Origin of the sequence: Pulveribacter sp., assembly GCF_032079985.1 — a bacterium.
Classification (GTDB): Bacteria; Pseudomonadota; Gammaproteobacteria; order Burkholderiales; family Burkholderiaceae_C; genus Melaminivora.
The window spans coordinates 1-23,252 of the sequence record NZ_DAMATK010000012.1; the positions used below are offsets into that span (position 1 = coordinate 1).

26 protein-coding genes are annotated in these 23,252 nt (G+C 69.1%); 4 read left to right on the forward strand and 22 right to left on the reverse strand.

Features of this window, described 5'->3' with window-relative positions; genetic code table 11:
- Positions 1-202: 202 nt before the first annotated feature.
- A complete protein-coding gene (locus tag RT282_RS16750; RefSeq protein WP_313316134.1) occupies positions 203-2,107 on the forward strand; it encodes an ATP-binding cassette domain-containing protein in 1,905 nt (634 codons plus the stop codon).
- A gap of 133 nt (positions 2,108-2,240) precedes the next feature.
- On the opposite strand, the gene RT282_RS16755 is transcribed toward RT282_RS16750, so the two are convergent.
- From RT282_RS16755 to RT282_RS16785, 7 genes are all read right to left on the reverse strand, one after another.
- Positions 2,241-3,365: a chemotaxis response regulator protein-glutamate methylesterase gene (locus RT282_RS16755; protein ID WP_313316137.1), complete on the reverse strand. Its 1,125-nt coding sequence runs from the start codon at positions 3,363-3,365 to the stop codon at positions 2,241-2,243.
- A gap of 86 nt (positions 3,366-3,451) precedes the next feature.
- Positions 3,452-4,174: a chemoreceptor glutamine deamidase CheD gene (gene cheD / locus RT282_RS16760; protein WP_409519506.1), complete on the reverse strand. Its 723-nt coding sequence runs from the start codon at positions 4,172-4,174 to the stop codon at positions 3,452-3,454.
- Between the two features lie 32 nt (positions 4,175-4,206).
- Positions 4,207-5,109, reverse strand: a complete 903-nt coding sequence (locus RT282_RS16765) for a CheR family methyltransferase (protein ID WP_313316139.1) — start codon at positions 5,107-5,109, stop codon at positions 4,207-4,209.
- Between the two features lie 31 nt (positions 5,110-5,140).
- On the reverse strand, positions 5,141-5,629 hold the full coding sequence (locus RT282_RS16770) for a chemotaxis protein CheW (RefSeq protein ID WP_312306658.1): 489 nt from the start codon (positions 5,627-5,629) through the stop codon (positions 5,141-5,143).
- Between the two features lie 34 nt (positions 5,630-5,663).
- The gene (locus RT282_RS16775) at positions 5,664-7,790 is read right to left on the reverse strand and encodes a chemotaxis protein CheW (protein ID WP_313316141.1); all 2,127 of its coding nucleotides are present in this window, start codon (positions 7,788-7,790) and stop codon (positions 5,664-5,666) included.
- A gap of 52 nt (positions 7,791-7,842) precedes the next feature.
- A complete protein-coding gene (locus RT282_RS16780) occupies positions 7,843-8,205 on the reverse strand; it encodes a response regulator (protein ID WP_106845436.1) in 363 nt (120 codons plus the stop codon).
- A gap of 78 nt (positions 8,206-8,283) precedes the next feature.
- Positions 8,284-8,730 carry a hypothetical protein gene (locus RT282_RS16785; RefSeq protein ID WP_312306656.1) on the reverse strand — a complete coding sequence of 149 codons (447 nt, stop codon included), beginning with the start codon at positions 8,728-8,730 and terminating at the stop codon, positions 8,284-8,286.
- 93 nt (positions 8,731-8,823) lie between these two features.
- On the opposite strand from RT282_RS16785, the gene RT282_RS16790 reads away from it, so the two are divergent.
- Together RT282_RS16790 and RT282_RS16795 are read left to right on the forward strand one after the other, a co-directional pair.
- The gene (locus RT282_RS16790; RefSeq protein WP_313316144.1) at positions 8,824-9,969 is read left to right on the forward strand and encodes an ATP-binding protein; all 1,146 of its coding nucleotides are present in this window, start codon (positions 8,824-8,826) and stop codon (positions 9,967-9,969) included.
- Positions 9,966-10,595, forward strand: a complete 630-nt coding sequence (locus RT282_RS16795) for a response regulator transcription factor (RefSeq protein ID WP_312306653.1) — start codon at positions 9,966-9,968, stop codon at positions 10,593-10,595. Before RT282_RS16790 ends, RT282_RS16795 begins: the two co-directional genes overlap by 4 nt.
- Before the next feature lie 90 nt (positions 10,596-10,685).
- On the opposite strand, the gene fliR is transcribed toward RT282_RS16795, so the two are convergent.
- From fliR to fliF, 13 genes are all read right to left on the reverse strand, one after another.
- Positions 10,686-11,453: a flagellar biosynthetic protein FliR gene (fliR, locus tag RT282_RS16800; RefSeq protein ID WP_312306652.1), complete on the reverse strand. Its 768-nt coding sequence runs from the start codon at positions 11,451-11,453 to the stop codon at positions 10,686-10,688.
- Positions 11,450-11,719, reverse strand: a complete 270-nt coding sequence (gene fliQ / locus RT282_RS16805) for a flagellar biosynthesis protein FliQ (protein WP_312306651.1) — start codon at positions 11,717-11,719, stop codon at positions 11,450-11,452. The genes fliR and fliQ overlap by 4 nt, the downstream gene beginning before the upstream one ends.
- Before the next feature lie 14 nt (positions 11,720-11,733).
- Positions 11,734-12,513 carry a flagellar type III secretion system pore protein FliP gene (gene fliP / locus RT282_RS16810; protein WP_313316147.1) on the reverse strand — a complete coding sequence of 260 codons (780 nt, stop codon included), beginning with the start codon at positions 12,511-12,513 and terminating at the stop codon, positions 11,734-11,736.
- Positions 12,506-12,856 (reverse strand): flagellar biosynthetic protein FliO, encoded by a 351-nt coding sequence (locus RT282_RS16815; RefSeq protein WP_313316149.1) that lies wholly within the window; start codon positions 12,854-12,856, stop codon positions 12,506-12,508. Before RT282_RS16815 ends, fliP begins: the two co-directional genes overlap by 8 nt.
- Positions 12,857-12,862: 6 nt before the next feature.
- Positions 12,863-13,321: a flagellar motor switch protein FliN gene (fliN, locus tag RT282_RS16820; RefSeq protein WP_312306649.1), complete on the reverse strand. Its 459-nt coding sequence runs from the start codon at positions 13,319-13,321 to the stop codon at positions 12,863-12,865.
- A complete protein-coding gene (fliM, locus tag RT282_RS16825; protein ID WP_312306648.1) occupies positions 13,311-14,315 on the reverse strand; it encodes a flagellar motor switch protein FliM in 1,005 nt (334 codons plus the stop codon). Before fliM ends, fliN begins: the two co-directional genes overlap by 11 nt.
- 15 nt (positions 14,316-14,330) lie before the next feature.
- Entirely contained in the window at positions 14,331-14,906 is a 576-nt protein-coding gene (gene fliL / locus RT282_RS16830) for a flagellar basal body-associated protein FliL (RefSeq protein ID WP_312306647.1), read from the reverse strand.
- A 162-nt stretch (positions 14,907-15,068) separates the two neighbouring features.
- Positions 15,069-16,382 (reverse strand): flagellar hook-length control protein FliK, encoded by a 1,314-nt coding sequence (locus RT282_RS16835; RefSeq protein WP_313316152.1) that lies wholly within the window; start codon positions 16,380-16,382, stop codon positions 15,069-15,071.
- A gap of 3 nt (positions 16,383-16,385) precedes the next feature.
- Entirely contained in the window at positions 16,386-16,838 is a 453-nt protein-coding gene (fliJ, locus tag RT282_RS16840; RefSeq protein WP_313316154.1) for a flagellar export protein FliJ, read from the reverse strand.
- A 43-nt stretch (positions 16,839-16,881) separates the two neighbouring features.
- A complete protein-coding gene (fliI, locus tag RT282_RS16845; protein WP_313316156.1) occupies positions 16,882-18,288 on the reverse strand; it encodes a flagellar protein export ATPase FliI in 1,407 nt (468 codons plus the stop codon).
- Positions 18,278-19,024, reverse strand: a complete 747-nt coding sequence (locus RT282_RS16850) for a flagellar assembly protein FliH (protein WP_313316158.1) — start codon at positions 19,022-19,024, stop codon at positions 18,278-18,280. Before RT282_RS16850 ends, fliI begins: the two co-directional genes overlap by 11 nt.
- Positions 19,025-19,028: 4 nt before the next feature.
- Positions 19,029-20,024 carry a flagellar motor switch protein FliG gene (fliG, locus tag RT282_RS16855; protein WP_312759453.1) on the reverse strand — a complete coding sequence of 332 codons (996 nt, stop codon included), beginning with the start codon at positions 20,022-20,024 and terminating at the stop codon, positions 19,029-19,031.
- A 42-nt stretch (positions 20,025-20,066) separates the two neighbouring features.
- Entirely contained in the window at positions 20,067-21,761 is a 1,695-nt protein-coding gene (gene fliF / locus RT282_RS16860) for a flagellar basal-body MS-ring/collar protein FliF (protein ID WP_313316160.1), read from the reverse strand.
- A 201-nt stretch (positions 21,762-21,962) separates the two neighbouring features.
- On the opposite strand from fliF, the gene fliE reads away from it, so the two are divergent.
- Positions 21,963-22,280 carry a flagellar hook-basal body complex protein FliE gene (gene fliE / locus RT282_RS16865; protein ID WP_313316162.1) on the forward strand — a complete coding sequence of 106 codons (318 nt, stop codon included), beginning with the start codon at positions 21,963-21,965 and terminating at the stop codon, positions 22,278-22,280.
- A gap of 196 nt (positions 22,281-22,476) precedes the next feature.
- Here the strand turns inward: fliE and RT282_RS16870 are convergent, their stop codons facing one another.
- Both RT282_RS16870 and fliS read right to left on the reverse strand, forming a co-directional pair.
- On the reverse strand, positions 22,477-22,776 hold the full coding sequence (locus tag RT282_RS16870; protein WP_313316164.1) for a flagellar protein FliT: 300 nt from the start codon (positions 22,774-22,776) through the stop codon (positions 22,477-22,479).
- 3 nt (positions 22,777-22,779) lie between these two features.
- Positions 22,780-23,220: a flagellar export chaperone FliS gene (gene fliS, locus RT282_RS16875; RefSeq protein WP_313316166.1), complete on the reverse strand. Its 441-nt coding sequence runs from the start codon at positions 23,218-23,220 to the stop codon at positions 22,780-22,782.
- Positions 23,221-23,252: the final 32 nt, after the last annotated feature.

Sequence of the window (23,252 nt, forward strand, 5' to 3'; positions counted from 1 at the left end):
AATCTGGACAGTTGCAAGGCAGGAGAAGATTTTTTGAAGAGCCCCTCCGGCTGCTTCCAACTTGTTCTTGTGACAGAAACCGTGTCGGTTGCAGCGTGGACTGAAGTATAGCCCAGGGTTTTCCCGGAAAAAGCCGATTGGTCACTTTTCTGTAAAAAAGCGTCTCTCCTACCTCTGCAGGCGCCCCTTCGATAATGGGCGCATGGCACTTCTTACTTTGACGGATGCGCAGCTGGCCTTCGGCCATGTGGCATTGCTGGACCATGCGGACTTTGCGCTAGAGAGTGGCGAGCGCGTAGGGCTGATCGGGCGCAACGGCGCGGGCAAGTCTTCGCTGCTGAAGATCCTGGGCGGGCTGGCGCAGTCCGATGACGGCGTGCTGCACGTGCAGCAGGGTTTGCGTGTGACCTATGTGGCGCAGGAGCCTGATCTGGCTCCTGATGCCACGGTGTTCGAGGCTGCCTCGCAAGGCCTGGCGGAGGCCGTCGCGCTGCGCGAGCAGTATCTGACGGCCGCTCCGGGGGTAGACCTGGACGCCCTGCAGTCTCGCATCGAAGCATTGGACGCCTGGAACTGGGAGCAGCGCGTGGAAGAAACCCTGCAGCGCCTGCACCTGGACCCGCAGGCGGTGGTCGGCACGCTGTCGGGCGGCACCAAGAAGCGGGTGGCGCTGGCGCAGGCGCTGGTCACGCGCCCTGACGTGCTGCTGCTGGACGAGCCCACTAACCACCTCGACCTGGACTCCATCGAGTGGCTGGAGGAGTTGCTGCTTGCCTTCCCTGGAGCGGTGGTCACCATCACTCACGACCGCGCCTTCCTGGACCGCATCGCCACGCGCATCGTCGAACTGGACCGCGGCCAGCTGCGCTCCTACCCCGGCAATTTCGGGCAGTACCAGCAGCACAAGGAAGAGCAGCTGGCGCAGGAGGCGGTGATCGCCGCCCGCGCCGACAAGCTGCTGGCGCAGGAGGAGGTCTGGATCCGCAAGGGCGTGGAGGCGCGGCGCACCCGCAGCGTCAGCCGCATCAACCGGTTGCAAGCCCTGCGCGAAAGCCGCGCCGCGCGGCGGGAGGCGCTGGGCAGCGTGAAGATGGACGTTGCCTCGGGCAGCGGCCAGGGCGGCTACCAGGGCAAGATCGTGGCCGAGCTGGCGGGCGTGAACAAGACGTTCGGTGATCGCGCCATCGTGCGCGACTTCAGCGCCACCATTCTGCGCGGCGACAAGATCGGGCTGCTCGGCCCCAACGGCGCGGGCAAGACCACGCTGCTCAAACTGATCCTGGGCGAGCTGGAGCCCGACAGCGGCAGCGTGCGCCGCGGCGCCAACCTGCAGGTGGCCTATTTCGACCAGATGCGCCAGGCCATCGACATGGACGCCACGCTGGAGGACTTCATCAGCCCGGGCAGCGAGTGGATCGAGATCGGCAACCAGCGCAAGCATGTCAAGAGCTACCTGGGGGACTTTTTGTTCTCGCCAGCGCGCGCGCACTCGCCCGTGCGTTCACTGTCGGGCGGCGAGCGCAACCGCCTGCTGCTGGCGCGCCTGTTCGCGCGGCCAGCCAACGTGCTGGTGCTGGACGAGCCGACCAACGACCTGGACATCGACACGCTGGAGCTGCTGGAGGAGCTGCTGCAGACCTACGACGGCACGGTGTTCCTGGTCAGCCACGACCGCACCTTTTTGGACAACGTGGTGACCAGCACCATCGTCAGTGAGGGCGAAGGCCGCTGGCGCGAGTACGAGGGTGGCGTGCAGGACTGGCTGACGCAGTCGCGCCGCAGCCGCGCGCTGGCCGCGACCGCCACCCCGGCCGGGCGCAAGGACGACAAGGCGGCCCGCGAGCCGGCCAAGCGTGCAGCAGCGGCGGACGCACCGGCGGCGACTCAAAAGCGCAAGCTCAGCTACAAGGAGCAGCGCGAGCTGGAGCAGCTGCCGGCGCAGATCGAGGCGCTGGAGGCCGAGCAGCTCGCCCTGCGCGAAGAGCTGGCGGACGGCAGCCTCTACGCCCGCGACGGCGCCCGCGCCGCCGCGCTGCATGCGCGCGACGGCGAGATCGAGGAGCTGCTGATGCAGGCGCTGGAGCGCTGGGAGGCGCTGTCGGCCTGAGAAGCGCTATCAATACATGAGCTTCTGGCGCTTACTGCAAGCCGGTTTGCATATGAAAAGAATTGCAAACCCTTGCCAATCAAGCGCTGGCAGCTCATTTTTTTGAAGCGGCCAGCCAGAGACGCCGGCCCCGTCAGATGCGGTGGTGCACCCGGTCGCCCGCGCCACGCAGGCGCGCCACCAGGGCCGGAGCGATTTGCGTGAGGGGCAGGACCTCGTCGGCCGCGCCGTGGGAGATGGCCTCGCGCGGCATGCCGAAGACGATGCAGCTGGCCTCGTCCTGCACGTAGTTGTAGCTGCCGGCGTCCTTCATCTCGCGCATGGCAGCGGCGCCATCGGCGCCCATGCCGGTCAGCATGATGCCCACGGCGTTGCGCCCGACGTGGGCTGCGACCGACTTGAACAGCACCTCCACCGAGGGCTTGTGGCGGTTCACCGGCGGGCCGTCGTCCACCACGGCGACGTAGTTGGCGCCGCTCTTGGCCAGCGCGAACTGGCGCCCGCCCGGCGCGATGTAGGCGTGGCCGGGCAGGATGCGCTCGCCCTGCACCGCCTCCTTCACCGTGATCTGGCACAGGCTGTTCAGGCGCGCGGCAAAACTGGTGGTGAAGCCCGGCGGCATGTGCTGCGTGATGACGATGGCGGGCGAGTCGGCCGGCAGGTGCACCAACACCTCGCGGATGGCCTCGGTGCCGCCGGTGGAGGCGCCGATGGCCACCACTTTCTCGGTGGACAGTCGCCCGAGCAGCGGCGAGGCAGCCACCGGCGCGGCCGCCGCGGGCGCCGCGCCGCCGGCGGGCGGGTGCACGATGGCGCCGGCGCTGGCGGCCGGTGCGCGGCGCACCTGGGCCACGGCGGCCACGCGGATCTTGTCCACGATCTGCGCAGCCAAATCGTTCAGGCCGCTGGCCAGGCCCACGCGCGGCTTGGCGACGAAGTCCACGGCACCCAGTTCCAGCGCGCGCATGGTGACCTCGGCGCCGCGCTCGGTCAGCGTGGAGATCATGACCACCGGCATGGGCCGCAGGCGCATCAGCCGGCCCAGGAAGTCGATGCCGTCCATGCGGGGCATCTCCACGTCCAGGGTGATCACGTCCGGGTTCATCTCGCGGATCATCTCGCGCGCCACCAGCGGGTCGTTGGCCGTGCCGATGCACTGCATGTCCGGCTGGCGGTTGATGATCTCGGCCAGCAGGCTGCGCACCAGTGCCGAATCGTCCACCACGATCACGCGTATCTTGCTGCCCCTGCTACTCATGTTCTTTTTGCCGCCTTCCCTGGCCGGCGGGCCGCCGCTGGGCGCCCGGGCCGGTGGTTCTCACACAACGTCTTCAGTTCAAAAATTCAAAACAGGTCGACCGAGCCGCCGCTGGTGGCACGCGCCACGCTGGCGGCATTGCCGCGCACCACTTCCTCGGCCAGCGCCTCGGGGTGGGCGTGCGCCAGGCGCTTGACCATCACCTTGCCGCTGACGGGGAAGAACACCACCTTGCGCGGGTGGATGTCCAGCACGTCCTCGGAGACGATGGGAATGCGCTCGGTCGCCAGGTAGTTTTGCACAAACCGGGTGTTGCGCTCGCCCACGTTCATGGTGGTGAAGTTGGCCATGACCTGGGCGCCGCCGAAGATCTTGGCCTGCAGCGTCTCGCGCCTCGCGCCCAGCTTCATCATTTCGTTGATGAGCAGTTCCATGGCGTACGAGCCGTAGCGCCCCGAGGTATCGGCGCTGTCGCCGTCGGGCAGCATGAAGTGGTTCATGCCGCCCACGCCGGCGCGGCTGTCCCACAGGCAGGCGGCGATGCACGAGCCCAGCACGGTGACGATGGTCATGTGCTCGCGGGCCACGAAGTATTCGCCCGGCAGCACCTTGACGGCGTTGTGCTGGAAGTGGTGGTCAAAGAAATAGAACGACGCCTCGCCCGGGCGGCGCGGACGCGCCTTCAGCTCGGCCAGCGTCACCTGCGGCGCGGGCGCCGGGCTGGCACGGTCCAGCGGCATGATGCGCGGCACGTGCCGGCGCTCATAGGCCGACGAGGCGGAGCTGGAGTCGGCGCGGGGGGGTTGCATGGTCGCAATGCCTTGTGGTGGATGGCCGGCGATCAGACGCGCTCGTACACCGTCTTGCCGCGCAGCACGAATAGATCGCGCGAGTCGCTGAAGTTCTCCGCATGGCCCACGAACAGCATGCCGCCCGGCTTGAGCACGCGGTGGATGCGCTCGAGCACGCGCCGCTGGGTGGGGGCGTCGAAGTAAATCATCACGTTGCGGCAGAAAACCGCGTCGAACGGCTCGCGGAAAGGCCAGTCGTCGCGGATCAGGTTCACGCTTAAAAATTCGATGGGCCTGCGCAGCTCCGGTTTGACACGAGCCAGCCCGGCGTTGCTGCCTTTGCCGCGCTGAAAGAAGCGCTGCAGCCGCTCCTGCGACAGGCCCTTGAGGCCGTCCACGCGGTAGACGCCGGCCGCGGCGGTGGCCAGCACGCGCGAATCGATGTCGCTGGCGGCCAGCTTGAAGGGCACGCTGGCGCCCAGCGTCTCCTGCACCGTCATGGCGATGGAGTAGGGCTCCTCGCCCGTCGAGGCGGCGCTGCACCAGATGTTCCACGGTCCGGCGGCGCGCGTGCGCAGCAGCGACGCGAGAATCTCGAAATGGTGTTGCTCGCGAAAGAACGCCGTCAGGTTGGTGGTCAGCGCGTTGACGAACTCCTGCCACTCAGGGCCATCGTGGCCCTCCAGCCAGCCCAGGTACTCCTGGAAACTCTTGTGCCCGGTCTCGCGCAGCCGGCGCGACAGGCGGCTGTAGACCATGGCGTGCTTGCCGTCGTGCAGACTGATGCCGGCGCGCTGGTAGATCAGCGCCTGCACACGCACGAAGTCGGCCTGCGTCCAGGCGAACTCCCGGCCCTCGGCAGCCTCTTCCGCCGCGTCATCGGCCACGGGCCGCAGCGCAGCGCGGCGCACGGCGGCGGGGCTGTGGTGCAGGGCGGCGTATTCGGTACTCATGCGGGGTGCGGGGCGTGCCTTCAGGCTTTGGTCAGTCTGCCGTGGCCAGGCCCATGTCCACGCCGGACATGAGCTTTTCGATGTCCAGCAGGATCAGCATGCGGTCGCCCACCGAGCCCAGGCCGCGGATGCAGGCCGCGTCGATGGCGCTGTCCACGTCGGGCGCGGGGCGGATGTTCTCGGCCGCCAGTTCCATCACGTCGCTCACCGAATCCACCACGATGCCGACCACACGCTCGCGCAGGTTCAGGATGATGACCACGGTGAAGGTGTCGTAGTCGGCCCGCGCGCAGGCAAAGCGCAGGCGCATGTCCACGATGGGCACGATGGTGCCGCGCAGGTTGGTCACGCCCTTGATGAAGGCCGGGGCCTGGGCGATGCGCGTGGGCGTCTCGTAGCCGCGGATCTCCTGCACCTTCAAAATGTCGATGCCGTATTCCTCCTGGCCCAGGCGGAAGGTGAGGTATTCGCGCGCCCCGGTGGCCGCGCCAGCGTTCTTGTCGTTCATCACCGCATTCATGCGTTGGTTCCTTGCGTTGCTTCGGGAGCCGCCGTCAGTGGCGCGCGCGGCGCACCAGCCCGGCGGTGTCCAGGATGAGGGCCACCGTGCCGTCGCCCAGGATGGTGGCGCCCGAGACGTTGGGCACCTTGCGGTAGTTGGTCTCCAGGTTCTTCACCACCACCTGGTGCTGGCCCAGCAGTTCGTCCACCAGCACGGCCACGCGGCTGCCGTCGGCCTCCACCACCACCATGATGCTGCTGGTGGCGCCGCCTTCGGGGCGCGGCACCTGGAAGATCTTCTCCAGCGCCATCACCGGCATGTACTCCTCGCGCACCTTGACCAGCTGCGAGCCCTGGGCCACGGTGTTGACCTCCTGGGGATTGACCTGGAAGGACTCGACCACCGAGGACAGGGGCAGGATGTAGACCTCGTCGCCCACGCCCACGGACATGCCGTCCATGATGGCCAGCGTCAGCGGCAGCCGCACGGACACCCGCATGCCGTAGCCCTCGGCCGAGTCGAGCTCCACCGAGCCGTTGAGCGCGGCGATGTTCTTCTTGACCACGTCCATGCCCACGCCGCGGCCGGAGACGTCGGTGACCACCTCGGCGGTGGAGAAGCCCGGCGCCAGGATCAGGTTCCAGACCTCGCTGTCGGGCATGGCGTCGGACACGTCCATGCCGCGCTCGCGCGCCTTCTTCAGGATTTTCTCGCGCGACAGGCCCTTGCCGTCGTCGCGCACCTCGATGACGATGGAGCCGCCCTGGTGCGATGCGGACAGTGTCAGCGTGCCGTGCTCGGGCTTGCCGGCGGCCAGGCGCTCCTCGGGCAGTTCGATGCCGTGGTCGCAGCTATTGCGCACCAGGTGCGTCAGCGGGTCGGTGATCTTCTCCACCAGGCTCTTGTCCAGCTCGGTGGCCTCGCCGTGGGTGACGAACTCCACCTTCTTGCCCAGCTTGGCCGCCAGGTCGCGCAGCATGCGCGGGAAGCGGCTGAACACCGTGGACATCGGAATCATGCGGATGGACATGACCGATTCCTGCAGATCGCGCGTGTTGCGGTCCAGGTCGGCCAGGCCGGCCAACAGCTGCTGGTGCAGGCCGGAATCGAGCCCGCGGCTGTTTTGCGCCAGCATGGCCTGGGTGATGACCAGCTCGCCCACCAAGTTGATGAGCTGGTCTACCTTGGAGACGGCCACGCGGATGGTGGTGGACTCCATGGACGAGGCGCCGGCCCCGCCCTTGCCCTCCGCGCCGGCGCGGCCGGCTGCCGGGCGCGCTGCCGGGGCGGCCGGCGCAGCGGCGGAAGCGGCCACCGCACCCGGCTGGGCCGGAACGCCTGGGGCGCCGGGGAAAAAGCCGTAGGGCTCGGCCAGTGCGTCGCCCGCAGCGCCGCCGCCCTCGCCCGCCGCGGGCAGGATGCACACCTGCTCCTTGGCAACGTGGAAGACGAACAGGTCCAGCAGATCCTCGTCGCTGGAGGTGGTGCGCACGGCAAAGCGGCGCATGTCGGCGCGGCTGTCGGGCAGGTCGGCGATGGTGCCCAGGCCGGGGATGTCGCGAAACAGCTCCTTGATGGCGTCGGCCAGGGCCGGCTGGGGCAGCGGGCCGATGTGGATCTCTAGCGCGCGCTCGGCACCGGCCGGAGCGGCCGCCGGCATGGCGGCAGGGGCCGGCTGCGCAGGGGGCGCCGGCACGGGTGCTGCCGGGGGCGCAACCGGAGCAGGCACCGGCGCGGGTGCCGGCGCCGGTATGGCACCACCGCCGGCGGCCAGCTCGCTGATGCGGCGCACCAGCTCGTGGGTGGAGACGCCCTCGCCCTCGCCGCCGGCCTGGTGGCGCGCCAGCAGGCTGCGCGAGGCGTCGGCGGATTCGAGCAGCACGTCCACCATCTGCGGCACCAGCTGCAGCTCGTGGCGGCGCAGGCGGTCCAGCAGCGACTCCATCTGGTGGGTCAGCTCGGCCACGTCGGAGAAGCCGAAGGTGGCCGATCCGCCCTTGATGGAGTGGGCGCAGCGGAAGATGCCGTTGAGCTCCTCGTCGTTGGCGGCGCTCACGTCCAGGTCCAGCAGCATCTGCTCCATCTGGTCGAGGTTCTCTGCCGCCTCCTCGAAGAAGATCTGATAAAACTGGCTCAGGTCGAAGTCCATGCCTGCGCCGCTTTGGTGGGTGTCCGCCATGATGGGGGTGTTCCTGTGTACTGCTCGGGGGCCGATGCCGGGGCGGTGACGCTCAGCGGATGACCTTCTGGATGACTTCGATGAGGCGCGTGGGATCGAAGGGCTTGACCAGCCAGCCCGTGGCGCCAGCGCTACGCCCGGCCTGCTTCATCTGGTCGCTGGATTCGGTGGTCAGGATCAGGATGGGCGTGGTCTTGAAGCGCGGGTGCTCGCGCAGCTTGCGCGTCAGGCCGATGCCGTCCAGGCGCGGCATGTTCTGGTCGGCCAGCACCAGGTGAATGTCGTGCGTCTCGGCCTTCTCCAGCGCGTCCTGGCCGTCCACGGCCTCCACGACGTGGTAGCCCGCCGAGGTGAGCGTAAAGGACACCATTTTCCGCATGGAAGGGGAATCATCGACGGCGAGAATGGACTGCATGTATTAGCTCCAGCAACTTCAATTTCTTATTGGACCAGTGTGGATGGTGGGCAGGCGGGTGCCGGCGCCTTGGATTCGTCAGAAAAGCTCGACCGAGCCCGCCTCCATCTCGCTTTGCGTGACGGGGTTGGGACGTTCGGGGGCAAGGCCTTCCAGCGGTGCGGCGGCCTCGTCCTCGCTGTCGCCCATGGTTTCGGCGGCCAGGCGGAAAGCGCAGCCCTGCAGCACGCGGCTGGTGTGGGCGATCAGCTGCGTGGCCATGTCGTGGAACTGCAATTCCGTCACCGCGTTGCGCAGCGCGTTGCGCAGCGCCGACAGCTCGCCGGAGCCGGCCACCACGCTGTCGCTGAGCGAGGCATTGGCCTCGCCAAAGCGTGCCAGGAGGTTGTCGGTGGCGTGATTGAGCAGCCCTTCCAGGCGTTGCAGGTCGTGCATGGCCATCAACAGCGAGTCCTGCAACTCGGCCGCGACCAGCACCGGCACCTGCACTGCAGGGCCGGGCGGCGTGTTGAGCGTAGATTGCATCGTTTCTCCATCGCGCCGCAGCGGCGCCGAAGGCAAGACAGCCATGATGGCAGTGCAGACGGCCTGCACCCCAATTGTTCCAATATGTATCCCATGATACCCAACAACACCGAACCCGAGGCTCCGAAAAGACCCGTGCGGGTGCTGCATCTCGAAGACTCGCCCGCCGACCAGGCCCTGGTACGCATGACGCTGCGCCGCGCCCGGGTGCCGCACGAGATCCGCCAGGTGGACAGCCTGCAGGGGCTGGCCCGTTGCCTGGACAGCGAGACTTTCGATGTGATTGTGGCTGACTACCGGCTGACGGGCTTTACCGCCATCGACGCCTGGCAGTTGGTGAGCGCCCGCCCCGGCCACCCGCCTTTGGTGCTGCTGTCGGGTGCCATCGGCGAGGCGGCGGCGGTGGACGCCATGCGCCTGGGCTTTGCCGACTACCTGCTCAAGGACGACATGGCGCGGCTGCCGCACGTCATCGAGCGCGCGCTGGAGGTGGCCGAGGCCCGGCGCGCGCGCGAGCAGGCGGTGGCTGACCTGGCCGAGTCCGAGCAGCGCCTGGCGGCGCTGGCCGAGCACCTGCAGACCTCCATCGAGGAAGAGCGCGCGGCGATCGCCCGCGAGATCCATGACGACATCGGCGGCGCCCTGACGGCGGCGCGCTTCGACCTGGCGTGGATCGGCCGGCACGCACCCGAGGGCCCGCTGGGCGAGCACGCCGCCACGGCCAGCGAGATGCTGGAGCACGCCATCGACGCCAGCCAGCGCATCATGATGAACCTGCGCCCGCCGGTCCTGGACCAGGGCCTGGTGGCCGCCGTGCAGTGGCTGGCCGAGACCTTCGAGCGGCGCACCCGGCTGCCGGTGCGGGTCAGCTGCGACTGCAAGGCCATCGACAGCGCGCAGCCGGCCCTGCAGCTGGTGGCCTACCGCACGGCGCAGGAGGCGCTGACCAACATCCACAAGCACGCCCAGGCCACGCAGGTGCGCATCGACCTGTCCGACCACGAGGGCGTGCTGACGGTGGAGGTCTCCGACGACGGCCGCGGCATCGCACCCGAGATGCTGAAAAAGCCCCGCTCCTTCGGATTGAGGGGCCTGGCCGAGCGGGCGCGCCGCGCCGGGGGCTGGATGGACGTGAGCAGCCAGCTCGGCCGCGGCACGGCCATCGTGCTGTCGCTGCCGCTGCCCGAGCTACCATCGGCGCCCATGCAAGCCAATGAAGAAGGAGCAGTCGGGCCGTGATCCACGTGGTTCTGTGCGACGACCATGCCGTGCTGCGGCGCGGCATCCGCGACACGCTCGTCGAGTCGCCGGACATCACCGTGACGGCCGAGGCCGGCAGCTACCCGGAGCTGCGCGAGGCCCTGCGCACGGCCGCCTGCGACGTGCTGCTGCTGGACCTGAACCTGCCCGGGCGCAGCGGTCTGGAGGTGCTGGCCAGCCTGCGCGACACGCACCCGCAGATCCGCGTGCTGATCGTCTCCATGTACCCCGAGGACCAGTACGCGCTGCGGGCGATTCGCGCCGGGGCGCAGGGTTATGCCAACAAGGCGAGCGACCCGCTGCAGCTGATCACCGCGGTGCACACCGTCATGCAGGGGCGCAAGTACCTCACGCCCGAGGTGGCGCAGCTGCTGGCCGACAGCCTGGCCCAGCCCACGGCCGAACTGCCGCACGAGCAGCTGTCCGAACGCGAGCTGCAGACGCTGGTCAAGATCGCCTCCGGGCGGCGGCTGTCGGACATCGCCGAGGAGCTGATGCTCAGCCCCAAGACGGTGAGCGTGTACCGCGCGCGGGTGCTGGAAAAGCTCAAGCTGAGTAACAACGCCGAGCTGACGGTGTACGCCATCCGCAACCAGCTGGTATGAAAATGATAGCTGCTGGCGCTTGATTTGCCTTGTTTTAAGGCGCTTTCCTATCGCAAAACCGCGCTGGATAAGCGCAAGCAGCTATCAAAATCAAAGCGGCGCGAACAGGTCGATGACCTGCTGCAGCAGCGCCAGCATGGGCTGCTCCAAGAGCGGCAGCGTGGCCGCGATGCCCAGCAGGCCCACGGTGAGGGTGACGGGAAAGCCCACGGCGTAGATGTTCATCTGCGGCGCCACGCGCGAGATGATGCCCAGCGTCAGGTTCACGAACAGCAGCATCACCACCATGGGCAGGGCGATCCACAGCGCGCTGGCGAAGATGGAGCCGCCCAGCTCGTGCAGCCGCATCTGCCCGACCGCCTCCAGCCAGTGGCCCTGCACCGGGAAGCGCTCGAAGCTCTTGACCACCGCCATCAGCACCATCAGGTGCCCGTTGATGACCACGAACAGCAAGAGCGCCATGTTGCCGAAAAAGCGCGCCACGGCGCTGACCTGGGCGTTGCTGGCCGGATCGAAGAACGAGGCGAAGTTCAGCCCCATCTGCAGGCCGATGACCTCGCCGGCCAGCTCCACGGCGGCGAACACCAGCCGCACGGCAAAGCCGATGGCCACGCCCACGCCCACCTGCTGCACCACTGCGCCCAGGGCCTCGGGGCCATTGACGCTGATGACCGGCGCCGGCGGCAGCACGGCCTGGGCACACACGGCGATCAGAAAGGCCAGGGCGATGCGGCTGCGCACCGGAATGACGCGCATGGAGAACACCGGCGCCACCGAAAACAGCGCCAGCACGCGCAAAAACGGCCACAGCACCGGCGACAGCCAGGCCATGATCTGGGCTTCGGAGAAGGTGATCACCCGACCACGGACGGAATGGCCTCGATGGTGCGGCGCAGGAAGTCGACCAGCGTGGAGATCATCCACGGCCCGGCGATGGCGAACACGATGACCGCAGCGATCAGCTTGGGCACGAAGGCCAGCGTGGCCTCGTGGATCTGCGTAACGGCCTGGAAGATGCTCACCGCCAGGCCCACGGCCATGACCACGCCCAGCACCGGCATGGACACCATCAGCAGCATGGTGAGCGCGTCGCGCCCCATGGTCAGGACGAATTGGGAAGTCATGCGAAGCAGCCTTTTCAGGTGGCGAAGCTGGCGGCCAGCGAGCCGATGAGCAGGTTCCAGCCATCGGCCAGCACGAACAGCATCAGCTTGAACGGCAGCGCCACCAGCACCGGCGACAGCATCATCATGCCCAGCGACATGAGCACGCTGGAGACCACCATGTCGATGATCAAAAACGGGATGAAGATCATGAAGCCGATCTGGAAGGCCGACTTCAGCTCGCTGGTGACGAAGGCCGGCACCAGCACGCGCAGCGGCGCCGTCTCGGCCGTGACCGAGGGCTCCAGCTTGGCCAGCCGGGCGAACAGGGCGAAGTCCGACTGCCGCGTCTGCTTGAGCATGAAGCCGCGCATGGGCACTTCGGCCCGCTGCACCGCCTGCTCGAAGCTGATCTCGTTGGAGGTGTAGGGCACGTAGGCGTCCTGGTACACCCGGTCCAGCGTGGGGCCCATGACAAACAGGGTCAAAAACAGCGACAGGCCGATGATCACCTGGTTGGGCGGCGCCTGCTGCGTGCCGATGGCCTGGCGCAGCAGCGACAGCACGATCACGATACGGGTGAAGCCCGTCATCATGAGCAGCACCGCCGGCAAAAACGACAGCGCCGTGAAGAACAGCAGCGTCTGGATGGGCACCGAATAGCTGGTGCCGCCAGGGCCGGATCCGATCACCAGCGGCAGCGCGCCCGCCGCCGGCGCAGCGCCCCCCTGGGCCTGGGCCCAGGCGGCCGGCGCGGCCAGCAGCATCAGCGCAAATGCAAGGGCTAGCCAAGGCCCGCGGCGGCGCTCAGTCATGGGCCGCCACGTCGCCCGGCTGGGCGGCGCGCGCCGCCGCCATCTCGCCGGCGAAGCTGGCCGCGGGCAGCACATGCAGGCAGCTGACCTGCTGCGCCGTCACCCCAAGCACCAGCACGGTGCGCTGGTGGGCGGGGCCCACCTCGACGGTGACCACGCGCTGCTGCGGCCCCACGGCCACGGTGGACAGCACGCGGCTGGCCGCGCCCGCGCCGCCGGGCAGCAGGCCGGCGTGGCGCTGCTGCAGCCGGCGGATCAGCCAGGGCAGCGCCGACAGCGCCGCCACGAACAGCACCACGACCAGCAGCGTCTGCGTCATGCCCATGCCCACTCCTGCGTCCATGCGCGTTCAGCCTCGGCTGACGCGGCGCAGCCGCTCGGAGGGCGTGACCACGTCGGTCAGGCGGATACCGAACTTGTCGTTGACCACCACCACCTCCCCCTGGGCGATGAGGTAGCCGTTGACCAGCACGTCCATGGGCTCGCCGGCCAGCGCGTCCAGCTCGACCACCGAGCCCTGGGCCAGCTGCAGGATGTACTTGATGGGCACCTTGGTGCGGCCCAGCTCCACGGACAGCTGCACCGGGATGTCCAGCACCATGTTGATGTCGTGCACCGCCGGGTCGCTGGCCGCGGCGGAGGGGCGCACGGCGTCACCCGTGAGCGGGCCACCCTGCTCGGCGTCCAGCGTGGTGGTGGTGCCGGCGTCGGCGCTCTTTTGCTCTTCCAGCGCCTCGGCCCAGCCGGCGAACGGGTCGTCCGCGCCGCCATCGCCCGGGGGCAGATCGTTCTGATCGTCAGTTGACATTCTTTTCTCCCATCCAGCTGGCGTCCGCATTGCGCAGGCATTCCTCGATGCGGATCGCGTACTTGGCGTTGTGCGTGCCGTACTGGCACTCGAACAGCGGCACCCCGCCGATGGAGGCCTGGATGCGCGGCTCGCGGTCGAGTTCGATGAAGTCGCCCGGCTTCATGGCCAGCAGCTGCTCCACCGTGGCGTCGGCGCGGGCCAGCTCGGCCACCAGCGTCACCTCGGCCGCCTGGATCTCGCGCGTCAGCACCTTGACCCAGCGCCGGTCCACCTCGATGGCGTCGCCCTGCACGCTGGAGTACAGCACGTCGCGGATCGGCTCCAGCGTGGCGTAGGGCATGCAGATGTGGATGGCGCCGGACAGGTCGCCGATCTCCAGCTGGAAGGCCGTGGACACGACGATCTCGCTGGGCGTGGCGATGTTGGCGAACTGCGGCTGCATCTCCGAGCGCTGATAAGCCAGCTCCAGCGGGTAGATGCCCTGCCAGGCTTTTTTGTATTCAGCGCAGATCACCTCCACCAGGCGGTTGATCACGCGCTGCTCGGTGGCGGAAAAATCGCGCCCCTCGATGCGCGTCTGGAACTTGCCGGCGCCGCCGTACAGCGTGTCGATCACGCCGAACACCAGCGAAGGCTCGCACACGATCAGCCCGCTGCCGCGCAATGGGCGAATCGCCACGATGTTGAAATTGGTGGGCACCGCCAGCTCGCGCAGAAAGGCGTTGTAGCGCTGCACCGAGACCGTGCCCACCGAGATCTCGGGGCTGCGGCGGATGAGGTTGAACAGGCCGATGCGGAAGTTGCGGGCAAAGCGCTCGTTGACGATCTCCATGGTGGGCATGCGCCCACGCACGATGCGCTCCTGGCTGGAGATGTCGTAGTCGCGGACGGCGCCCGCCTCGATCTCTTCCTTGACGGTCTTCTGGCTCTCGCCCGTGACGCCCTCGAGCAGGGCATCGACCTCTTCCTGCGACAGAAAGGAATCACTCATGGCTGGTTTCTCCGGTCACTGGATGATGAAGCTGGAAAACAGCACCTGGCGCACGGGGTTGTCGTCCACCCGGCGGCGCCTGGGCTCATCCTCGTCCTCGTCATCCTCGTCGCGGCTGGCGCGCGCCTTGCGCGGCTTGGGCACCGAATAGCCCAGCGGGCGCGAGACCTCGCCGCGCACGTCCGAGGCCAGCTTTTCCTTGCCCTCGCGCGTCAGCAGGTCGTCGGTGGTGCGCTGCGACACCAGCAGCAGGATGTTGCTCCTGATGCTGGGCATGTAGGACTTGACCTGTTCGGCCGTCTTGGCGTCGGCCAGCTCCAGCGTGATGCCGATCTGCGCGAAGCGGTCGCCGCCGGGGTCGGCCAGGTTGACCACCATGTTGTCCATGGGCAGGTAGGTGGGCGGCGCCTTCGGGTTGCTAGCCTGGGCGGCCCGGGCGGGACGCTCGGCGCCCTCTTCGTCCTCACCACCGCCGCGCTTGGACAGCACCGCCCAGGCAGCGCCGCCGCCTACCACCAGCAGCAGCACCAGGGCCGCGAGGATGATGATCAGTTTCTTGCTCTTGGCGGGGGCAGGGGCGGTCTCGGACACAACAGGGCTTTCTGGCGCTGCGAACGCGCGAAACAGGAGGGTGAGCAGCGCGTCGCCCGGCGGGCGCGGCATCTGCAGATGGAGCGATTATTGGGCCGAGGCCCGGTCCATGATAGCCAGAATAGCGACCGGAAACGGCGCCCTTTCGGGCGCTAGAACGCGCTAGACGAAGATGTCCACCGAGCGCTCGGAGCGCCCTGCCCCCTGGCCGCGTGCCGCGCCGCCAGGCAGTTCCGCGGCCTGCACGCGCGCCGTGCCCTGGCGTACGCCGTCGCGGCCACGCTCCTGTTCACTGCCCGGCTGGCGTCCTGAACTCGAGCCGCCAGCGCCCACCGTCACGCCGGCCAGCTGCAGGCCCTGCTCCTGCAGCAGCGCACGCAGCTCGGCCGTGCCGGCGTCCAGCGCCTGGCGGGCCTGGGCCTCGTCGCTGGTGAAGGCGATGTGCGCCTGGTCGCCGGTGAGCGAGACCTGCACCTGCACGGCCTGGCCGTCGCGGTCCAGCGTCAGCGCGGCGCTCTGGGTCTGCTGGTGCACCCAGTAGGCCACACGCTCGGCCAACTGCTCCTGTGCGTCGCCCGCCCCCGGCTGCTGGGCGCCGTCGGCCGGGGTCGCAGCGGCCAGCTCTGCCGTGTCGCGCGGCGCCTCGGTCCCGGCGCTGCCGTAGCCCTGCGGGCCGTCGCCTGTGCGGCCGGTCGGCCCCGTGCCCGTGCCTGCAGCGGCCGCTGCGGCCTGCAGGCCGGTTGCGCCCGCCAGCGCCGGGCCGTCGCCCAGGGTGCGGCCCAACGCCACCAGGCCCTGCTGCAGCGCCTCGCGCCGCTCGGGAGCACTCAACGGCTGGGCCTGGGTTGCAGGCGCCTGCTGGGTGGCGGGTGTCTGGGCCGCCGAGACGGTGGTGCCGACCTGGATCGCGGCGGCACGCGCCACGGCGCCGGTGCGGCTGCTCTGGCTGCTGGTATCGATGTCGGCCGCCATGCCCGCGCGGGCACCGCGCGCCAGGGCGGCGCGCAAGCCGCCGGCCGGGCCGGACAACGCGGCGGTGTCTGCTGCGCCGTCGAGCAGCGCGGTTTCGCCCACCAGGGTGTCCTGGCCGGGGCGCTGCAGGCCCAGGCCGATCTGCTCGCTCAGGGCGGTGACGGCGGCTGCCTGCTGGGTCGTCAGCGACTGCAGTGGCTGCGTTGCACCGTCCTGCGGCATGGGCGCTGCGCCCGGCTGCATGCCGCCCAGCAGGGCTGCCAGCGTCGCCGCGTCGGGTTGCTGGCCCGGCAGCGCTGCTGGTCCTGCCGCATCGTCCTGCGCCGGGGTGGCCCAGGGGGCCGTGTCCAATGCCAGGCCCTCGCTCTCCTCGCCCAGCGAAGCCAGCAGCAGGGCAAAGCCGTCCGCCCCGGTGGCGCAGTGGTCGGCCGCGCCGGCCTTGCCGCTGCGGGTGGCGCGTGTCTCGTGGGCGGGGGTGCTGCGGTTGATGCCTGTCTGTTCCATGTCTTAGCCCTGTGCGTCATACGTGGCGCGCAGGCGCAGCGCGGCACGCTCGTCGGTCTGTTTCTGTTCGCGGCGCTGCTCGGCCAGCGCCTGATCGGCGCGGCGGCGCTCCAGCACCTTGCGCAGGCTGGCCAGGCGCAGCTCGGCCTGCAGCAGCACCTGGCGGGCACCGGCAACGCGCACGTCCTGACTGCCCACCACGCCGCTTTGCAGGCCGATGGCGTGGTCCAGCCGGCCCATGAAGTGGTAGTGGTGCGCCATGACTTCGGGCTGGAGCGTGCGGCCCTCGCTGGCGCCCCAGCGGTTTTGCGTCTCCTGCGCATAGCCGGACAGCTGCTCCAGCTGCGCCTGCGCCGCCTCGCGCGCCCCTTGCACGTCGCGCAGTGCCTGACGTGCGGCGTCGCGCCGGCGCTCGGCCAGTTCGACGGCGACGGTGAAGGCCTGCAGGGAGGACATGCGCGGGTCAGCCTTTCTTGTGACTCATCTCAAGCAGCGGCGCTCATGCGCCCCGCAGCACCTGGTCCATGGCGGCGACACTGCTCTCCATGGGCGCGGCCTCGAACATGTTCTGCTGCAGAAAGGCCACCATGCCGGGCTGCAGGCGGATGGCCTCGTCCAGCTGCGGGTCGGACCCGGCCATGTAGGCGCCGACCTGGATCAGGTCGCTGCTCTTCTGATAGCGTGAGTACACGGCGCGGAACTGCCGCGCCAGGTCGAAGTGCTCGCGCGGCACGACGTTGTGCATGACGCGCGAGGCCGACTGCTCGATGTCGATGGCCGGGTAGTGCCCGCCCTCGGCCAGCGCGCGCGACAGCACGATGTGCCCATCCAGGATGGCGCGCGCCGCGTCGGCGATCGGGTCCTGCTGGTCGTCGCCCTCGGACAGCACGGTGTAGAACGCGGTGATCGAGCCCACGCCGTTCAGCCCGTTGCCGCTTCTCTCGACCAGCGCCGGCAGCTTGGCGAAGCAGCTGGGCGGATAGCCCTTGGTGGCCGGTGGCTCGCCGATGGCCAGGGCAATCTCGCGCTGGGCCATGGCGTAGCGCGTGAGCGAATCCATGAGCAGCAGCACGTGCAGCCCCTGGTCGCGAAAGTGTTCGGCGATGGCCGTGGCATAGGCGGCGCCCTGCATGCGCAGCAGGGGGGGAGCGTCGGCCGGCGCGGCCACCACCACGGCGCGGTGGCGGTCTGCCTCGCCCAGGATGTCCTCGACGAATTCCTTGACCTCGCGCCCGCGCTCGCCGATCAGGCCGACCACGATCACGTCCGCCTGCGTGTAGCGGGCCATCATGCCCAGCAGCACCGACTTGCCCACGCCGGAGCCGGCGAACAGGCCCAGGCGCTGGCCCCGGCCCACGGTGAGCAGCGCATTGATGGCGCGCACCCCGGTATCCAGCGGCTGGCGCACGGGGTCGCGCTCCATGGCATTGATGGGGCTGCGGTCCATGGCTTCGGCGCGCACGTCCTGCAGCGGGCCGCCGTGGTCCAGCGGCTGGCCCTGCGAATCGACCACGCGGCCCAGTAGGCCGGCGCCCATGGGCAGGCGCAGTACGCCGGCGGCCGCGGCGCCATCACCCTCGGGCGCGCCGCCCAGGCGCAGCGCGGGCACGAAGGCCGGCGCCGGCGCCACGCTGGCGCCGCTGGACAGGCCGTGGATGTCGCCGGCCGGCATCAGATAAGCCTTGTCGCCGGCAAAACCCACGACCTCGGCCAGCACTGGCTCGCCGTCCTGGCCCATGCGCACCTGGCACTGCGAGCCCACGGGTGCGCGGATGCCGGCGGCCTCCAGCACCAGCCCTGTCAGGCGGGTCAGCGTGCCGTGGGAAGCCAGCGGCAGCGGCTCGGCCAGGCGCGCGCGCGCCTGGGCGGCCAGGTCCTGCCAGGCGGGGGCGGGTTCAATCGGCATGGCCAGCCTCCTGCCACACGGCGGTCAGGCCCAGGGCATCGATGGCCCGGCGCCAGCGCTTGTCCAGCGTACCGTCGACCGTCATGCCTTCGGACTCGACCATGCATTCGCCCGGCTGCACATGGGCGTCGGCCAGCCACTGGATGCGGGACGACGGGTGAGCGGCGCGCAGCGGCTGCTCCAGCGCCTGCCAGTCGGCGGGGTTCAGCCGCACGGTGGCCGGGCGGCTTTCGCTGGCCAGCATGGACAGCGCCTCGCGCACCACGGGCAGCAGGGCCTCGCGGTTGGTGGCCAGCTCGCGGCGCACGACTTGGCGGGCGATGTCGCAGGCCAGGGCCAGCACCTCCTGCGCCATGCCCTGCTGCAGGCCGGCGAGGCTGTCCTCCAGCGCACGGGTCAGCTGTGCCAGGCGCTCGGCGGCCTCGCGGCCCTGGCCGGCCACATAGTCGTCCATGCGCTGCTGCCACTCCAGGCTGGCCTGCTCGCGGCCTTCGGCCAGGCCCTGCGCGTGGGCCTGCTCGCGCTCGCTTTGCAGCAGCTGCAGGTGTTCATCTTCGGGCACCACCACGGGCAGCGGAGTGGCGTCCTCCACCACGACGGCCGGCGCACAGGGCGCAGCGAGCGGCTCCAGCACCTGGCCGTGCAGGCCGTCCACGGCGCCGAACTGCCACTGTGTGACCTCGCCCACCTCCTCGCGCGGAATGAAGCGACTGTAGTAGCGGTTGCTGCTGGCCATGGTGTTACACGAAGGCATCGTCGCCGCCGCTGGCCAGGGCGATCTGGCCCTCGTCGGCCAGGCGGCGCACGGTCTTGAGGATCTCGCGCTGCTGCGCCTCCACCTCGGACAAGCGCATGGGGCCGCGCGACTCCAGGTCCTCGCGCATGGCCTCGGCGGCGCGCGTGGACATGTTGGACAGGATCTTCTCGCGCACTTCCGGCTGCGCGCCCTTGAGGGCTACGACCAGCGTCTCGGAGGCCACCTCGCGCAGCACCGTCTGGATGGCGCGGCCGTCCAGCTTGGCGATGTCGTCGAAGATGAACATCTTGTCCATGATCTTCTGGGCCAGGTCGGCGTCGTGGTTGCGGATGGCCTCCAGCACGATGGCGTCGGCGCCGGAGCCCATGAGGTTGATGATCTCCGCGGCGGCCTTGACGCCGCCCAGCGAGCTCTTGCGCACCTTGTCGCCACCCGCCAGCACGCGGAACAGCACCTCGTTCAAATCCTTGAGCGCCGTGGGCTGGATGCCCTCGATGGTGGCGATGCGCAGCATGACCTCGCCGCGCTGGCGTTCGGACAGGTGCATCAGGATGGCCGAGCACTGGTCGGGATCCAGGTGCACCAGGATGGCGGCGACGATCTGCGGGTGCTCGTTGCGCAGCAGCTCGGCCACCGACAGCGGGTCCATCCACTTCAGGCTTTCGATGCCCGAGACGTCGCCGCCCTGCAGGATGCGGTCGATCAGCAGCGCCGCCTTGTCGTCGCCCAGGGCGCGCTTGAGCACGGCGCGCACGTAGTTGCTGGTGTCCGACACCAGCAGGCTCTGCGCCGCCGCGTCGTTGGTGAAACGGCCCAGCACCTCATCGACCTTCTCGCGCGAGACGGTGCGCATGCGGGCGATGGTCTCGCCCAGCTTTTGCACCTCCTTGGGCGACAGGTGCTTGAAGACCTCGGCGGCCTCCTCCTCGCCCAGCGACATCAGCATGATGGCCGCGTCGTTCAACCCTTGCTCATCCATAGATCACCCAGCTGTCGTAAGCGTCGTTGGCGGGCCGGGGCGTCATTCGCCGTTGACCCAGGTCTTCAAAATGCTGGCCACGGCCACGGGATTCTCCCGCGCCAGGGTACGCGCGTTGTCCAGGCGCTGCTGCTCGGGCGTGGGCTGCAGCTCCAGCGCCTGGTCGGGCCCCGGCAGGGCCGGGCGCTGCAGGCTCTCGGCCTCCAGTGCGTCCACCTTGCCGCTGGCCACCCGGGCCAGGGCGAGCTCCTTGCTGCGGGCGCGCGCCTTGAGGGCTGGGCGCAGCACACCGATCAGTACCAGCGCCGCGGCCAGCGAGATTCCCAGGGGCCAGGCCAGGGTGGTAGCCAGCTCGCGCACCTCGGGCTGCTTCCACAGCGGCAGCTCGCCGGGAGGAACCTCCTCCACCAGGAAGGGGGCGTTCATCAGGTTGACCGAGTCGCCGCGCTCCTTGTTGAAGCCGATGGTCTCGCGCACCAGAGCCGTCATCTGCTCGATCTGCTCGGGCGACAGTGCCTTGGCCGTGGCCGGCTTGCCGGCGCCTTCGCTCACGCTGGCGTAGTTGACCACCACGGCCGCGTTCATGCGCTTGATGGCACCGGTGCTGCCGCGCGTGACCTGGGTGGTCTTGTCCACCTCGTAGTTGGTCACCGATTCGCGCTTGGTCGGGTTGGTGCCCTGCCCACCGCCGCCCGCGGCCGCAAGCTGCGGCGCCGGGCCGTTGACGGGAGCGCCGGCCGCCTGCGGCGGCTGGTTGCTCACCGCGCCGGGCACGCCGGCGGGCGGCTGGCTGCCGGGCACGCCGCCGGTTTCCACCACCTGCTGGCTGCGCACGGCGCTGGCGTCGGGCGACAGGTTGGGGCGGTGCTGCTCGACGGTCGATTCGGTCTGGGTGAAGTCCACCTCGGCGGTGACCTGGGCTTTCACGTTGCCCCGGCCCACCACCGGCTCCAGCAGGTCGACGATGCGGCGGGTGTACTGCGCCTCGATCTGCTGCACGTAGGCCAGTTGCTGCGCGTCCACGCTGGCGCCGGAGGCGCCGTCTGGCGACTGCGACAACAGCTTGCCGGTGTCGTCCAGCACGCTGACGGCCGACGGCGCCAGCTCAGGCACGCTGGAGGCCACCAGATGCACGATGCCGGCGAGCTGCGCGCGGTCCAGAAAACGTCCGGGATACAAGCTGACCAGCACCGAGGCCGAGGGTTTCTGCTGTTCGCGGAAAAAGCCGTTCTGGTTGGGCAGCGCCAGATGCACCCGGGCGCTTTGCACCGAAGCCAGCGCCTGGATGGAGCGGGTCAGCTCACCCTCCAGCCCGCGCTGAAAATTCAGCCGCTCCTGAAACTGCGTGACGCCGAAGCGGCTGTTTTCCATCACCTCGAAACCGGTGACCGAACCCTTGGGCAGGCCCTGCGTGGCCAGGCGCAGGCGCACGTCGTGCACGCGCTCGGCCGGCACCAGGATGGCGCCGCCGCCCTCGCTGTACTTGTAGGGCACGTTCATCTGGGCCAGCTGCGCCACGATGGCGCCGCCGTCCTTGTCGTTCACGCCGGCGAACAGCACCCGGTAGTCGGGCTGGCGGCTGTAGAAGAAGGCGCCGATGGCCGCCACCACCAGCAGCGCGGCCAGCGCACCCCAGCGCAAGCGCGCGGCCCGATCCAGGCCACCCAGGCGCTGCAGCAGGCCCGGCGCGGCGGCGGGGGTCGGTACGGCAGGAACTTCGGCAACGGCGGTGGTCATCGTGGGCAGCGGTAGGAACAAGGGGGCCGCCCGTGGCACGGACCATGGGCGGTGCGGCGATTATGGAAGCCGCCCCCGGCCGCCGTTCGCCCGATAAAGCGCGCCTTTGGCCATCATTTCCCACCCATGGGCAGCGCCTTGGCGCCCTACGATGGCGCCAGTTTTTTCGTATTGGCCCCACTTCGACCGGAGCCCGCCACCATGGATCTGCGCATCTCCAGCACCACCGCCCCCTTGACGGGCACCCAGCTTGCCCGCCGCGCCACCGCCCCTCAACCAGGAACGGGTGGGCTGGAGGGCGGTTTTGCCACCGCCTTCAAGGACGCCCTGCAGTCCGTCAGCAGCGCCCAGAACCGCTCCGGCGCCCTGCAGCAGGAGGTGCAGCTGGAGAACCCCAACGTCAGCCTCGAGGAAACCATGGTCGCCATGCAAAAGGCGCAGATCGGCTTTCAGGCCACGCTGCACGTGCGCAACCGCATGGTGCAGGCCTATACCGACATCATGAACATGCAGGTGTAAGGCCTGCCATCACTCATTTTTTCATAGCTGCTCGCGCTTGCTGCATAAGCGCTAGAGCCACTTTTTACTCATAAAACAAAAAGCCGGCCACCTTGCGGTGCCGGCTTTTTTTTGCGCCCTTGAAACCCTTGGAGTGGTGAACCAAGGCACGGCGGCGCCACCACGCCGCATCGTGCCCCGGGGGGCCGCGCGAAAGTCAGTGCATTACCTGCGGCTGGCCCTCGAACAGGTGCTCGAACTGCGCCATCCAGGGCTCGGCCAGGATGCGGATCTGCGCGTCGTTGCGCAGGATGCGCTGCATGATGCGGGTCTTTTCCTTGCGGTGCTCGGGCGCCAGCTCCTGCTGGCCGGCCTGAAAGCGCAGCTGCTCGATCAGCACCGCGCAGGCGCCCTCGCAACGCACCACCTCGTCCCAGTCCTTGAGCTTGGCGGCTTCGAGCATCCGGGCGCTGCTGGCTTCGATGGCCTTGTAGTAGTCGATGAGCATTTCGGGCATGTCTCAGGCCTCCGCCAGTGCAGGGTGCACCGCCTCGTTGGCCGCTTCCTTGTTGTTTTTCATTTCCTTCCAGCCCAGGGCGATGGGCTCGATCAGGCCCATGACTTCCTGCAGCATGGCGTCGTCATTGCGTGCGTTGGCCAGGATCAGGCGGCGCAGCGCGTAGTCGTACACCGCCTCCAGGTTGGCCGCCACCTCGCCGCCGGCCTGCCGGTCCAGCGCCGTCAGCAGGCCTTCTTCGAGGATGCGCACGGCCTTGGCGACGCTGTTGCACTTGGTCAGCACATCGCCGCGCGCCAGCGCCCCGCGGGCCGTGGCGATGGAGGACATCAGCCCTTCATACAGCAGGCTGACCAGTTGGTGCTGGTCGATGGTGTGCATGCTGGTCTCGACATTGATGCGCTGGTAGGCGCTGGCGGATCTGGCGCCGAACGGGGTGAACATGGCGGTGTTCCTCTAGGCTGGACTCTTGCTCT